The organism is Martinezella dioscoreae (assembly GCF_009176305.1).
In the GTDB taxonomy this organism is placed as follows: Bacteria; Pseudomonadota; Alphaproteobacteria; order Rhizobiales; family Rhizobiaceae; genus Rhizobium; species Rhizobium dioscoreae.
This window is the reverse complement of sequence record NZ_BLAJ01000003.1, coordinates 497,161-511,270: the sequence shown is the minus strand read 5'-3', so window position 1 is coordinate 511,270 and position 14,110 is coordinate 497,161. Positions and strand designations below refer to the sequence as shown.

Below are 14,110 nucleotides of genomic sequence, written 5' to 3'. Positions count from 1 at the left end.
GCCGGACATAGGGCAGAGAAATACTGCGCCTCTTTGAGAAACGGGTCTTAAACGCTTTTCTGATGTATTCCAGCCGCTAGACCGAGGATGAGATCATGGCAGATACATCAATCGAATGGACCGATACTACGTGGAACCCGGTGGCCGGCTGCACGGTCATGAGTGCCGGGTGCACCAACTGTTACGCTATGCGGATGGCCGCCCGGCTTGATGCCATGGGATTGGAGAAGTATCGCGGATTGACGCGGAAAAGCGGCGGCCGCGCAAAATGGACCGGGGAAGTCCGTGTTGACGAGGCAGCGCTTTGCATTCCTGAAACCTGGTCGAAGCCTCGGAACGTCTTTGTCAACTCTATGTCCGATCTGTTCCATCCAGATGTGCCAATCGACTTTATTCGAAAAGTCTGGGATGTCATGGCGATGACCGAACGACACACATATCAGATCCTGACCAAGCGACCGGACCGCATGAAAGAAATCTTACTCAATGATTTCCGGACCCTGCCCAATGTTTGGCTCGGTACGAGCGTGGAAGATGATCGGGTGCTTCACCGGTTGGATGACCTCCGATCAATACCGGCGGCAATTCGTTTCGTCTCGTTCGAACCTCTCATTGGTTCGGTTGCACGCGGTTCGCTAACGGGAATTCAGTGGGCAATAGTCGGAGGTGAGTCAGGCCCGAATGCCCGGCCTTTGGATCCCACATGGATCGACGAAATCTTTGACATGTGCAGCGATGCCGACGCTGCGTTCTTTTTCAAGCAGTGGGGCGGAAAAAACAAAAAAGCGACCGGAAGGACATACCGGCACCAAACTTGGGATCAAATGCCGCGCTTGAGTATGTGACCAGCGATCTCGGTCGCCAACCTGACGGCAGCTTTGTTGGGGTTTGCGATCGCGAAGAAGAGGGACGCCATCGGAGCGCCATTTGGATGGTACAACCGCATTGGCTTTAGGACGCCTCCCTTGAAAACAGAACGAAGGCGGTCACCGACCCATTCCTCGATCCGATCAACGTCAAATGTCCGACGTTCTTCAACAATCAATTCGCCGAAAATATCGAATTGACGCGCGTTCAGCTCATACCAATCCTGTCGCCATGTGGCAGTACCGAATACCCTGTTCAATATCGCGACCTTACCCGCGTCCAAGCGGTCCGGATCCTTGGGCGCGTTGCGATACAAACCTGACAATGGGAAGAAATACCAGCAATCCAATGCTCTCGTTTCTGCGATGGCTTCGACGGTGTCCCAAGATACCTCCATTCCGTAAGGATCAAGAAAAACAACGCCCCGCTTTCGTTCGCGGTGCCAATCATAGCGTGCGCACACGCGTTGAACGATCGTGTTCGCGTCGCCAGTTCGAACATGCCCCCGAGCACCAGGATATTCGTTCAAGACGGTCTTTAGAACGGCAGCGCGCTCAGGGTCCTTTTCGATTAAAAGTACATGATGAAATGATGGACTGGTCTCCAGAGCAATTCTTGCGCTCCCAGGAGTAGAAATTTCAACGGTTGTCTCCTCGCCGTGGCCCATGAAAGGCAGCACCGCCTTTGTCTCTGTCCGACTACCTGTTCCTGCGAACGCATCGATATAGATGCGGGCGAACTGCTTGTTCTGGAGCGCTGTTGAATAGGCAGTAAGATACCGCCGGAGACAGTCGAGTTTCTTCTCCGTCTCGGAGCTTCCGAAGAAATGCCTTTGATCCAAATTGCCTCGCCAATAATTGATTCAGGGCACACCAATAAATGGCAGTTTGGCAGCTAAACTCTCTCCGTCAAGGCTGGCGATGCACTTTTAGTAGGCGATGTGAGAGTCAGACGGCTTATACGCTAGTGGCGTGGCAGCATGTGCCGACGTTCTCATTTGTCCCTCCGCCAAATTCTCCGTCTTGTGGTTAAGGGAGCGGTAACGCGATCCGCATAATTTGAGGCAACTTTCGGGTCCTCCGGCCCCTTGTATTGCGTATCATGGAGTTTCGTTGTGTTTGCAAAGTTAAGGTTCCTTTTCATTGGCGGCCTCTCCGCTATCGCCTATGCCGGCGCTGCTGAGGCGGGCGACGGCCAGCATTTGTGGTCGGGTGACTGGTACCTAAGCGTCGGTGCGGCCGGTTTCTCTGCACCGAAATTCGAAGGCGGCAAGCACAACAAGCTGCAATGGTCGCCGTTGGTATCCATCGGCCGGCAGGGTCCTGGCCCGCGCTTTTCCTCGCGCAACGACAATCCCTCCTTCGCCCTGATCGAAAGCGATGCATTCCGCGTCGGCATCGTGGGCAAGTTCGTACCGAGCCGCGACAGCAGCGATGGGCACGAGCTGAGGGGATTGAAGAAGGTCAAGTGGGGTGTGGAAGCCGGCGGCTTTGCCGAGGCCTATCCCACGGATTGGCTGCGCGCCCGCGTCGAAGTTCGCCAGGGCATTCGCGCCCATAGCGGCGTCGTCGCCGATGCCGCGGTGGATGCCTTTACCGACATCACACCGGAGCTTCGCGCTTCGGCCGGTCCACGCATGACGCTCGCCAGCAGCGACTATTTCGACACCTATTATGGCGTCAATGCGCGCGAATCGGCTGCCTCCGGCCTCAGCGGCTACAAGCCCGGCGGCGGTATCAAATCCGTCGGTTTCGGCGGCGCACTGACCTGGAAGGCCTCGCAGAACTGGACCACCAGCACCTTCCTCGAATATACCCGGCTCACCGGCCCGGCTGCCGACAGCAGCCTCGTGCGCGAGCGTGGCGACCGTAACCAGCTGCTGATCGGGGTTTCCGCCAGCTACAAGTTCAATTTCACGATGAACTGAGCAACGGACGAGGTCATGTCTCGTTATGGCCTCGCCGCTTGACCTCGGGTGCCGGATATCACTACTACTCGCCTATGCAAAACACAGGCGACATCAACGGGCGCGTCGCTGACGCGCCATCCGGCAACTGGGTCTACCGCGTTCTGCCCCCGACGCTTTGGCCATACGCCCAGCTTGCACGCTGGGACAGGCCGATCGGCTGGCAGCTCCTGATGTGGCCATGCTTCTGGTCCGTCGCGCTTGCGGCCAATGCCTCCGTCGCCCTGGGACATGGCTCCCCCGGCTTCGTGGTGATCTGCCATCTCTCCCTCTATTTCATCGGCGCCGTCGCGATGCGCGGTGCCGGCTGTACCTACAACGATCTGGTCGACCACGAGATCGACATGTCCGTGGCGCGCACCCGCTCGCGCCCGCTGCCCTCGGGCCGCGTGACGCGCCTTCAGGCCAAAGTGTTCATCGCATTGCAGGCTCTCGTCGGCTTGCTGGTGCTGCTGCAGTTCAATTGGTTTGCCGTCGTGCTCGGTATCCTGTCGCTCGGCATCGTTGCGCTCTATCCCTTTGCAAAGCGCTTTACCGACTGGCCGCAATTCTTCCTCGGCCTTGCCTTTTCCTGGGGCGCCCTGATGGGCTGGGCGGGTCTCTTCGGCAGCCTGTCGCTTGCCCCGATCGTGCTCTATCTCGCCGCCATCCTCTGGACCATCGGTTACGATACGATCTACGCGCATCAGGACAAGGAGGATGATGAGCTGATCGGTGTGCGCTCGACCGCCCGGCTTTTCGGCGATCAGACGCGCCTCTGGCTGGTCGGACTCTATGGAGCGACCCTGCTTCTGATGCTGCTATCCTTTGCGCTCGCAGGTACAAGCTGGCTGGCCTATCTCGGCCTGGCCGTCGCCGGCGGCATGTTCGCCTATCAGATCGCCGTGCTCGATATCAACGACGGCGCACAATGCCTGGCCCTCTTCAAATCAAACAATCGGGTCGGGCTGATCATCTTCGCCGGTCTTTTCCTGTCGTTCCTGTTTCTTGCTCCCTGAAGGAAGGGATGCGCCGCATCAGGTTCCAGAGGAGGGCGTCATGGCATGCGAAATCCGTCTGGCCTCAGAGGCGGACACCGAGGCGATCAGCGTCGTAATCCTGACCGCACTTCACGAGAGCGACGCACGGGACTATTCTCCCGATATCATCGCGCGCGTTGCCGAAAGCTTTAGTCCCGCTAGCGTGCGCAGGCTCATGAGCAGCAGAACGGTCTTCGTGGCGGTCGAAGATGGAAGCATTGTCGGCACCGCGAGCCTTGACCGCGCCGTCGTGCGCACGGTGTTCGTCTCTCCCTCCGCGCAGCGACGTGGCATTGGCGCCTACCTGATGGCGGCAATCGAACGGGCGGCGAGGGCAGGTGGCAATACCACCCTGTCCGTCCCCTCGTCGATCACTGCGCAGGGCTTTTACGAAAAGCTCGGCTTCCATGCTGTCGGAGAGAGTTTCCATGGCGATGAACGAACGATCATCATGGAGCGCTCGCTGATACTATAAGATTTCGGCCGCGGAATCGGTTTTCCCACGGCCGGTTTCTGCCGATATTCGGTTTCAAGCCTTATCGGCTTAATGTCTGGCGATGATCTCGCGACCCTGGATTTTCATCTTGATGCCGAGCTTGCCGGTCGTGCGGCGCACGAGGAAGCGTGGGCGGCGATTTGCGAAATAGGAATGGCGGCGACGCGGCTGGCTGTCCTGCGAGCGGACACCGCCGAGATGTTCTTCCAGCGGACGGGCCACGCCGTCGGCTTCGATCATCAGCATCGGAATACGGAAGGCTTCCGACCAGGAGCGCCAGTCGGCGGCGATGTCGCTCAAATCGTGGGCCACGAGAAGGGGGATGCAGAGGTCCGGATCGGAGTGATGCAGTTCCAGCGTGACGGTGACTTCGCCGTCGCCGTGATCTATGGCGCGGGCGGCTACACCCTGGAATGCACGCTTGGGCAAGGCAACGGACAGCGGCAGGCCGCTGGACGGCAGGATCTTGCGCAGCACTGCGCCGCGCTCGTCGATCGTAATGGTGACATCACCTTCGGCACCTCGCATGGCGTAGCTGACCTGTTGCGGGAAGCGCGCCGGATCAAGCCGCAGTGTGGTTCCAGCCCAGTCGGGCTTCAGGACGGTATTAGTCATCGATTTTTCTACCCTTGCTTTACCTGAGAGCCGGTTGTTCCGGTCTTCTCTCGGAGAACTTTTGTCCTCTCGTTGTTGGGCAGATTAGGCGCCGTCCCTTCCAGACAGCTTAAAAATCGAGGTTAAGAAAACTTTGCGTCCTCAAATGGTTAGCAAACTCGAATGCATCAGGGTTTCCATAAGGTGAACACAGGGCAGGGTGGTGCGTCAGTATAGTGCACGCATAAGGTGAGTGCGTGTAAGTCTCAGGTAAGGTTTGTATGAAATAATGTCAGCCAGATTCGCCCCCTTTATTAGAGATCTATTGGGATTCTGCTGATGATTTCCACTTATCTTGGTTATACGATCGCAACCAGAGATATGGCGACCTCACTCAACCAGGTGGCGCAGCAGTCGCAAAACAAGCGTTTGATCGACTATTACAACGCCAATATCGGCAAAGTAACTGACGTCGACAGCTTCCTGAATGACTATCAATTATACAGTTACGCAATGGAAGCCTACGGGCTTTCGGACATGACTTATGCCAAGGCCTTTATGAAACAGGTCCTGACCAGCGACCTCAGCGACTCCAGCAGTTTCGCCAATAAGCTCACCGATCCGCGCTACAAAGAATTCGCTGCGGCGTTCAATTTCGGCACGAGCGCGACGGGTACGACGAATACGGCACAAACCAGCACGCAGGAAGACGACCTCATCGGGCTTTACCAACAATCCTTTACGAATGAGGAGACGTCGGCGGCGACCGAAACGACCTATTACAGCCAGAATATCAGCTCGGTTAAGACGGTCGATGACCTGCTCGGTAATACCCGCCTGCGTAATTATGTGCTGCAGGCCTACGGTATCGACCCGACCTATGTGTCGAATTCGGCTCTGAAGCAGATGCTGACGAGCGATCTCAGCGATCCGAACAGCTACGTCAATCAGAATGGCGGCACTGCCGACAAGGCCCTAGTGGCGGAATTCAATTTCAATGCCGATGGCACGGTCAAGACATCGACGCCGGACGGCGACACGGCCTATTACGAGGCCAATATCGGCAGCGTCACCTCGGTCGATCAGCTGACGTCCAATCCGCAGCTGTTCCAGTACGTCAAGACGGCATTCAATATTCCGTCCTACATTACGGCAGACCAGTTCAATGCTTCGGCCAAGGATGCCAGCACCGCAAGTTCGAACGGGCTGACCGCCGTCATGGCGGAATTCAACTTCCAGAGCGACGGCACCGTCGCATCCGGTTCACAAGCACAGACATCTGACCAGATAAGCGCCACCACGGCAGGCTACACCACGAACTATCCCGGAGGGCCGCAGACGCTCAGCCAGCAGGCCGATGTGATGAGCGCCTACAATTCCACCGTGCCCTCGTTCACGACGAGCGCCGGCGCAACCGACAACGATCTCTATTACAAGAATCATATCGGCTCCATCACGTCGGTCGACCAGCTGACATCGGACACGCGCCTTTTCGATTACATCAAGACGGCATATGGCATCGATCCGACGACGCCAGCCGTCGTCTTCAAGAACGCCTTCGGCGATTCGACGACCGCCGCCATCTTCGGTTTGACCGACGTCGTCTCCCAATTCAATTTCCAGTCGGACGGGACACTTGCTTCCGGCCAGATCGCGCAGTCCCAGTCTGAGATCGACGCGGCCTCAAAGGCCTATATGAGCAATTACCAGTCGTCGCAATCGACCCTGACCACGGATGCGGTCAACAACTACAAGAACCGCATCGCTGACGTGAAGACCATCAAGGATTTCTTTGCGAGCAATACGTCCGACAGTGATACCTCCAACGACAGTGCGCCGGAACTCTATCAGATGGCGCTGCGTGCCTATGGCATCGGCGAGAACGAAGTCACGAAGTCTCAGCTGACGAAGATTCTCGAAAGCGATCCCTACGATCCGAAGAGCTATGTCAACTCGCTCAAGGACTCTCGTTTTACCGCGCTTGCCAAGGCCTTCAATTTCGACAGTAAAGGCAATCTGAAGGCGCCGGTGCAGTCTTTGTCGCAAACGCAGATCAACAGCTATATCTCGGAATATTCCAGCCGCACTACGGCGGGGCTGTCGGGCGCGGAACTGACCAAAGCCACCAGCGATGCCAAAACCGCAGGCACCTATTTCGCCACCAATATCGTCAAGGTGACCAGCGTCACGGATCTCCTGGCCGACAGCAAGCTTACGAATTTCATCCTGACGGCCAGTGGCATCGATCCGAAGACGGTCGATACGGCGACGCTGAAGAAGGCTTTCGCCTCCGATCCGTCCGATTCGAAGAGCTTCATCAACACGACCGATGGCGCCAAGTTCAAGAGCATCGTCGAGGCGTTCAATTTCGGCACCGACGGCAACCTGACCGACAGCAAGCTCGGCACCGCGCAAAACCAGGGCGCCCTTGCGGCGACCAATGATCTCTTTCTGCATCAAACGTTGGAAGATCAGCAAGGCGAGACCAATCCCGGCGTGCGACTAGCGCTCTACTTCCAGCGCAAGGCGTCCGATATCAACTCGATCTATGACATTATGGGCGATTCGGCGCTTTATGAGGTCATCACCACCACCTACAACCTGCCAAGCTCGATCTCCAATATGGATGTCGATACCCAGGCCAGCATGCTGAGCAAGTTCGTCAATGTGAGCGATCTGCAGGACCCGGATAAGGTCAATCAGCTGCTACAGCGATTCTCCGCGATGTATGACATGGAGAACAATACGACCTCCTCGACATCGCCGGCGCTATCGATTCTCACGGGCTCGTCGTCGAGCTCCGGCATCAGCGCCGATACGCTGCTTTCCATCGCGCAGCTGTCCTCGTCGCGATAACAGGTCCCGCAAAAAATCTAACCTGTCTCCCCGTTGCGCTTCCGCGCGGCAGGGGCTTGCCATACCCTTGTTTTCGCAGGGTTTCTGAGCATATTCGGACGTGTTTTTCGGGTGTGGAATGGCAGCTTTCCACAACGGCAGGAAGGAACTTATTAACCATCCTTGCCCTATTCGATTTGAGAAGCCAACGGCAATATCAATGACTGGGTTGCAGGTCTCATGCGTCTTTCCCGAACGACACTTTCCAATGCCTCGCAAGGCGTCCAGCCGGAGGGGGATCTCGACCCGGAGCAGGCGGCCGAAGAGGCCCGCCGGGCCGAGCAGATTGCTGCTCGCCGCGCGTTTCTGGAAGAGAAGATTCGCAATGCCCGCGAAGCCAAGCGCAAGGCCGAAGAGCAGCGCCGGGCCGAGGAAAAGCGCCTTGCCGACGAGGTGAGGAAGCGCACCGCCGCTGCGCCACCGCCCGTTGTAGAGGCGTTGCAGGCCGCTGCGGTTACGAGCGAACAGGAAATGCCGGTTCTGCCGCAGGGGATCTCTGCGGAAGATCTCGCGTCTCCAGGTTGGCAGAATGCCTTCCTGATGGGGCCGAACGTGCGCTTTACCCGCACGCGCGAAAACGAAATCATCAGCCGCCGTCCGCCTGCCGAGCCGAAGCCCGAGATCCGGCCGCAGGCTTCCGCGCATGCCGCTATGCGGGTGATGGAGCCGCCTGTTGTGGCCGAAGCACCTGCGGCACCTGCTGCAGCCATTGTCGTCCCGCCCGTGCGGCAGGACGAGTTCCATCTGCCACCGCTCGAAGACATGCCGCTGGCGGTGGAAGGCTATATTCCGACAGTAATTCAGAATTCCCCGGCAACCGAGCCGGACGCATTGGAGATGACCGTTATCGCTACCGCATTCTCGAAAGCTCCCGCGATCGCGCTGGATGCTTCCCCTGTACAGTCAAGTGTTCCCGAGTCCGTAGCCGCGCCTGTGGTCGAGTCGCGTCTTGCCCATCTTTCCGATTTCGCTTTCTGGGACGCGATGCCGTTCGACGGCGAGTTCGTTTCTGCCCTCAGGGGTGAGCCGAAGCAGCCCGCGCCGTCCAGGCCGGAAGTCGATGCCGAATCGATCATCGCAAAGTTCCGCGTCGTCGAGTGCCGCCGCCCGGCAGCGGCCATCGCGCCGCAGCCCGTTGCCGTGCAGCCTCCGTCAGTAGAGGTCCCAGCACCAGTCGAAACCATTTCCAGCCAGCCGGCGGCAGATCTGAGCAACCCTGCCATGGACGAGCTCGCAGCGCTGGAGGCTGCCATTTTGGCTCCGGTCATCGAAGTTGTGGCGGCTTCTGAGGAAGCGCTGCAGCCGGAGCCGCAGCCTGTCGTTGAGGCCTCAGCCGAGACATTCGTTCCGCCTGCCTTCGTCACCGCCGTTTATGGTGCTGAAAGCGCTCCGGCCGTCGAAACACGCCCCGCTCCGGTCATGGTCGTGGCACCGATGCCGGCGAAGGTCGCCGCTCCGGCCGCTGCTGAACCGGTTGCCAAGGCTATATCCACCATTCCCGCCGTCGAGGCCGCTGCTCAGCGTTTGATCGACGCGCCGCCTTCGCCGATCTCGCCGCGCCGTCCCGTCTCCCTGACGCCGCCCGAATGGCGCCCGATTGCCCGCACCGCCGATGGAGAATACGAGCTGCCGCCGCGTGAATTGCTGCAGGAGCCTGTTGCTCGTTCCGGTGTGATCATGACGCAGGAAACGCTTGAGCAGAATGCCGGCCTGCTGGAAAGCGTGCTGGAGGATTTCGGCGTCAAGGGCGAGATCATCCATGTTCGTCCAGGCCCGGTCGTCACCCTTTATGAATTCGAGCCGGCGCCCGGCGTCAAATCCTCGCGCGTCATCAACCTTGCGGACGATATCGCCCGTTCGATGTCGGCCCTCTCGGCTCGCGTTGCTGTCGTTCCGGGCCGCAACGTCATTGGCATCGAACTGCCGAACGTCAACCGCGAGACGGTTTATTTCCGCGAGATGATCGATTCGCCCGATTTCGAGAAGAGCGGCTACAAGCTGGCGCTCGGCCTCGGCAAGACGATCGGCGGCGAGCCTGTTATCGCAGAACTCGCGAAGATGCCGCATCTGCTCGTGGCCGGCACCACCGGCTCGGGCAAGTCCGTCGCCATCAACACCATGATCCTGTCGCTGCTCTATCGCATGACCCCGGAACAGTGCCGCCTGATTATGGTCGATCCGAAGATGCTGGAACTCTCCGTCTATGACGGCATTCCGCACCTGCTGACCCCGGTCGTGACCGATCCCAAGAAAGCCGTCATGGCGCTGAAATGGGCCGTGCGCGAAATGGAGGATCGCTACAAGAAGATGTCGCGCCTCGGCGTGCGCAACATCGACGGCTACAACAGCCGCGTTGCCTCCGCCAAGGAAAAGGGCGAGACGATCCACGTCATGGTCCAGACCGGCTTCGACAAGGGCACTGGTGCCCCGATCGAAGAGCAACAGGAAATGGACCTGACGCCGATGCCCTATATCGTGGTCATCGTTGACGAAATGGCCGATCTGATGATGGTCGCCGGCAAGGAGATCGAAGGTGCGATCCAGCGTCTGGCGCAGATGGCGCGTGCCGCTGGCATCCACCTGATCATGGCGACGCAGCGTCCCTCGGTCGACGTCATCACCGGCACGATCAAGGCGAACTTCCCGACCCGCATCTCCTTCCAGGTGACGTCGAAGATCGACAGCCGCACCATTCTCGGCGAGCAGGGAGCGGAACAGCTCCTCGGCCAGGGCGACATGCTGCACATGGCAGGCGGCGGCCGCATCTCCCGCGTCCACGGCCCCTTCGTCTCCGACGAGGAAGTTGAGAAGGTCGTGGCACATCTGAAGCTGCAGGGCCGTCCGGAATATCTCGACACGGTCACCGCCGACGAAGACGAAGAAGACGAGGAAGAAGACACAGCCGTCTTCGACAAGGGCGCGATTGCCTCGGAAGACGGCGACGATCTCTACGAGCAGGCGATCAAGGTGGTCATGCGCGACAAGAAGTGCTCGACCTCTTACATCCAGCGCCGCCTGGGCATCGGCTACAACCGCGCGGCATCGCTGGTCGAGCGCATGGAAAAAGACGGTCTCGTCGGCCCCGCCAACCATGTCGGCAAACGCGAGATCATCTCCGGCAACCGCAATGGTGGCGGCAATTCGGGCAATGAGGATTTCGATTGATATAGTTGGGGGATGACGCTTGCCGCGGTTGTTGCGGAGAGTGCGCACCCCCCTCTGTCACTTCGTGACATCTCCCCCACAAGGGGGGAGATTGGCGGCCCGTAGCACTTTGTCGCCGCAAACGAATATCCCGCCCGCAGAAACCGAAGCGCGATGACCTGACGAAGCGGTGCGACATACTCCCAACAATCTCCCCCCTTGTGGGGGAGATGTCACGAAGTGACAGAGGGGGGTATCATAGGCTCGGCGCACTCAGAACCGACTTCTCGCTGTGCGGAGCATCAGCTCGATTTGTTGTCAAACCCGCTCAAGCTTCACATGCGGCAGCGGCGGCAACTCGACGCGGATCTCGTCATCGCGCTGCACACGGCCGCCCCTCGATACAATGCCCATGATGCCCGCCTTGCGGACCAACCCGCCATCGGCATCCTTGTCGAGCACGGCATGCAGCAGGCCTTTCTGAAAATTGTCGATCTGCTTGCAGGGATTGCGCAAGCCCGTCACCTCGACGATCGCTTCAACGCCGATATGCAGGCGCGTGCCTTGCGGCAGAGAAAGCAGATCGATCCCTCGGGTGGCAATATTCTCGCCCATGTCACCCGGCGAAACGGAAAAACCCTTTTCAGTGAGCTCGTCGAACAACTCTTCCTGAATGAGGTGCACCTGGCGCAGATTCGGCTGGGTCGGATCGACCGCAACACGAGAGCGGTGTTTCACCGTCACCCCCATATGCGCATCGCCTTCGACGCCGAGCCCCGTTAGCAGCTGAATGTAATCCTTGGTCTGCTTGCTGAACGCGTGAACGCCGCTGCTGCTGACTGACGTGACATATATCCGCTTGTCGCCCATGCCGAACCCTTCCATAAACGATCTGGATCTTTATAAATTGGTATATACCAATTTCAAGCTGACAGATTGGTGATGGAAGAGAAAAATCGACAGGACAAAGGCGTAAGGGCTGCGGGAGGCTGGGCGGCCGTTGCCGCGAAGCTGAGAAATGCCATCGATACGGGCACGCATGCGCCCGGCAGCCGGCTGCCGGGCGAGCGCGCTTTGTCCGAACAATTCGGTGTCTCCCGGGTGACGATGCGGCGCGCGATCGCAGAGCTGGAAGGGGAGGGCTTGTTGCGCGTGGCGCGCGGCAGCGGCGCCTATGTCCGTGCCGATATGCCCGTTCGTTTCCAGTTGGGCGACAAGGTACGGTTCACCAAGGATCTGACCGCGACGGATGCGAACCTCACGCGCAAGGTTGTCTCGGCCAGGGAAGTTCCGGCAATTGCCGATATCGCCACGCGGCTCAATCTTCAGCCGGGCGAGGCGGTGCTGGAAATGTGCCTGGTAGCCTATGCCGATGCGCTTCCCGTCTCGGTCGTGATGCGCAGCTGCTCGGCCAAGCGCTTCCCCGGTTTGGCAGAGAAATTCACCGTAATGGGCTCATTCACGGCGGCGCTGAAGGATTATGGCGTGGCCGACTATTGGCGACGCTCCACCGACATCACCGCGCGCATGCCGACTGAAGCGGAAGCCCGTCTGCTGCAGCAATCGCGCCTCGCGCCAGTGCTTGCCTATGCCGGCGAAGACATCGATGCCGATGGCAATGTGATTTCCTGCCAGATTGGCTGCTTTGCTTCGGAGCGGGTCGTCGTGACGGTTTGAGCCTCAGACCTTGAGGACCTTGCCCGGATTCATGATGCCTGCCGGATCGAAAGCCGTCTTGATCCGGCGCATCAGGTCGATTTCGATCTCCGAGCGGATGGAAGCAAGCTCGTCGCGCTTCAGCTGGCCGATGCCGTGCTCGGCCGAGATCGAGCCGCCATGCTGTAGCACCAGACCATGCACGATCTTGTTCATCTCGCGCCACCGGCCGATGAACTCCGCCTTGTCGGCGCCGACGGGCTGCGAGATGTTGTAGTGAATATTGCCGTCGCCCATATGGCCGAAGGCGCAGACACGCGCGCCCGGCATGGCACCGACAACGGCCTTTTCGGCTTCCGCCATGAATTGCGGGATTTGCGCCACCGGCACGGAAACATCGTGCTTGATCGAGCCGCCTTCCGGCTTCTGTGCGTCCGACATGCTCTCACGCATATGCCAGATGGCCTTCTGCTGCGCTTCCGAGCTGGCAATGGTCGCATCCTGGATCAGTCCGGCCTCATAGCCTTGCTCGAGCAGCGCCGTCATCATCCGCTCGGCGGTCTCAGCCGAATCCGAGGTGGAAATATCGATCAGGACATACCAGGGATGGGCTGTGTCGAGCGGGTCGCGCACGCCCGGAATATGCCGCGTGGTGAACTCGACGCCGATGCGCGGCATCAGCTCGAAACCAGTCAGTGCCGTGCCGCAGAGGCTGGAGGCATTCTTGAATAAAGTCAGCGCGTCATCGACCGATTGCAGGCCGGCAAAGGCCACCTGATGGCCAAGCGGCTGCGGGAAAAGCTTCAGCACCGCGCCGGTGATGACGCCGAGCGTGCCTTCCGCGCCGATAAAAAGATCGCGCAGGTCGTAGCCGGTGTTGTCCTTCTTCAGACGGCGTAGTCCGTTCCAGATCTCGCCCGTGGGCAGCACGACTTCAAGGCCAAGGCAGAGCTGGCGCATGTTGCCATAGGCGAGAACGGCCGTACCCCCGGCATTGGTGGAAAGATTGCCGGCAATACGGCAGGAGCCTTCGGAGCCAAGCGAAAGCGGAAACATGCGGCCATGCTCGGCCGCAGCCTTGTGAACATCGGCGAGAATGCAGCCACCGTCGACGATCATGGTGTTGCCGACCGGATCGATATCGCGGATACGGTTCATGCGTTCCAGCGAGAGGATGATGTCGGAACCACCCTCGCGCGGCGTCTGCCCGCCGACAAGGCCGGTATTGCCGGTCTGGGGAACGATCGCCGTGCCGGTTTCGCTGGCAAGCTTGAGGATGGCCGAAACCTCTTCCACCGAGCCGGGCTTCAGCAACATGGGCGAGGCGCCGTGATAGAGTCCGCGATTTTCCACCAGATGCGGTGCAAGTTCCGCTGGGTCCCGTACGGTATGCTTTTCGCCGACGATGGCGGCGAAGCGATCGAGAAGGTCGGAAGAGGGGACGGAGCTGCTCATGGCGTGTCCTTTGCCGAT

At 59.2% G+C, this 14,110-nt stretch carries 11 protein-coding genes; 7 read left to right on the top strand and 4 right to left on the bottom strand.

Annotated features, from left to right (window positions below; translation table 11 throughout):
- The first annotated feature begins 95 nt into the window (after positions 1-95).
- Positions 96-845, top strand: a complete 750-nt coding sequence (locus GDN47_RS14360; protein ID WP_152093629.1) for a DUF5131 family protein — start codon at positions 96-98, stop codon at positions 843-845.
- On the opposite strand, the gene GDN47_RS14355 is transcribed toward GDN47_RS14360, so the two are convergent.
- Entirely contained in the window at positions 821-1,708 is an 888-nt protein-coding gene (locus GDN47_RS14355) for a three-Cys-motif partner protein TcmP (protein WP_233789926.1), read from the bottom strand. The genes GDN47_RS14360 and GDN47_RS14355 overlap by 25 nt on opposite strands.
- A gap of 300 nt (positions 1,709-2,008) precedes the next feature.
- On the opposite strand from GDN47_RS14355, the gene GDN47_RS14350 reads away from it, so the two are divergent.
- The 3 genes from GDN47_RS14350 (at position 2,009) to GDN47_RS14340 (ending at position 4,327) form a co-directional block, all read left to right on the top strand.
- Entirely contained in the window at positions 2,009-2,794 is a 786-nt protein-coding gene (locus GDN47_RS14350; protein ID WP_371865514.1) for a MipA/OmpV family protein, read from the top strand.
- 74 nt (positions 2,795-2,868) lie between these two features.
- Entirely contained in the window at positions 2,869-3,831 is a 963-nt protein-coding gene (gene ubiA, locus GDN47_RS14345; protein ID WP_113330473.1) for a 4-hydroxybenzoate octaprenyltransferase, read from the top strand.
- Between the two features lie 40 nt (positions 3,832-3,871).
- Positions 3,872-4,327 (top strand): GNAT family N-acetyltransferase, encoded by a 456-nt coding sequence (locus GDN47_RS14340; RefSeq protein ID WP_113330474.1) that lies wholly within the window; start codon positions 3,872-3,874, stop codon positions 4,325-4,327.
- 69 nt (positions 4,328-4,396) lie between these two features.
- Here GDN47_RS14340 and GDN47_RS14335 read toward each other — a convergent pair whose 3' ends face one another.
- Positions 4,397-4,963 (bottom strand): DUF6101 family protein, encoded by a 567-nt coding sequence (locus GDN47_RS14335; RefSeq protein ID WP_069613709.1) that lies wholly within the window; start codon positions 4,961-4,963, stop codon positions 4,397-4,399.
- Positions 4,964-5,281: 318 nt separating this feature from the next.
- Between GDN47_RS14335 and GDN47_RS14330 the strand changes: the two genes are divergently transcribed.
- Both GDN47_RS14330 and GDN47_RS14325 read left to right on the top strand, forming a co-directional pair.
- Positions 5,282-7,798 (top strand): DUF1217 domain-containing protein, encoded by a 2,517-nt coding sequence (locus GDN47_RS14330; RefSeq protein WP_152093626.1) that lies wholly within the window; start codon positions 5,282-5,284, stop codon positions 7,796-7,798.
- Positions 7,799-8,308: 510 nt separating this feature from the next.
- On the top strand, positions 8,309-11,002 hold the full coding sequence (locus tag GDN47_RS14325; protein ID WP_371865513.1) for a DNA translocase FtsK: 2,694 nt from the start codon (positions 8,309-8,311) through the stop codon (positions 11,000-11,002).
- Positions 11,003-11,299: 297 nt separating this feature from the next.
- Here the strand turns inward: GDN47_RS14325 and GDN47_RS14315 are convergent, their stop codons facing one another.
- A complete protein-coding gene (locus GDN47_RS14315) occupies positions 11,300-11,851 on the bottom strand; it encodes an MOSC domain-containing protein (RefSeq protein ID WP_152093623.1) in 552 nt (183 codons plus the stop codon).
- 72 nt (positions 11,852-11,923) lie between these two features.
- On the opposite strand from GDN47_RS14315, the gene phnF reads away from it, so the two are divergent.
- Positions 11,924-12,658, top strand: a complete 735-nt coding sequence (gene phnF / locus GDN47_RS14310) for a phosphonate metabolism transcriptional regulator PhnF (protein WP_113390221.1) — start codon at positions 11,924-11,926, stop codon at positions 12,656-12,658.
- Between the two features lie 3 nt (positions 12,659-12,661).
- Here phnF and GDN47_RS14305 read toward each other — a convergent pair whose 3' ends face one another.
- Positions 12,662-14,092 carry an FAD-binding oxidoreductase gene (locus GDN47_RS14305; RefSeq protein WP_152093622.1) on the bottom strand — a complete coding sequence of 477 codons (1,431 nt, stop codon included), beginning with the start codon at positions 14,090-14,092 and terminating at the stop codon, positions 12,662-12,664.
- Positions 14,093-14,110: the final 18 nt, after the last annotated feature.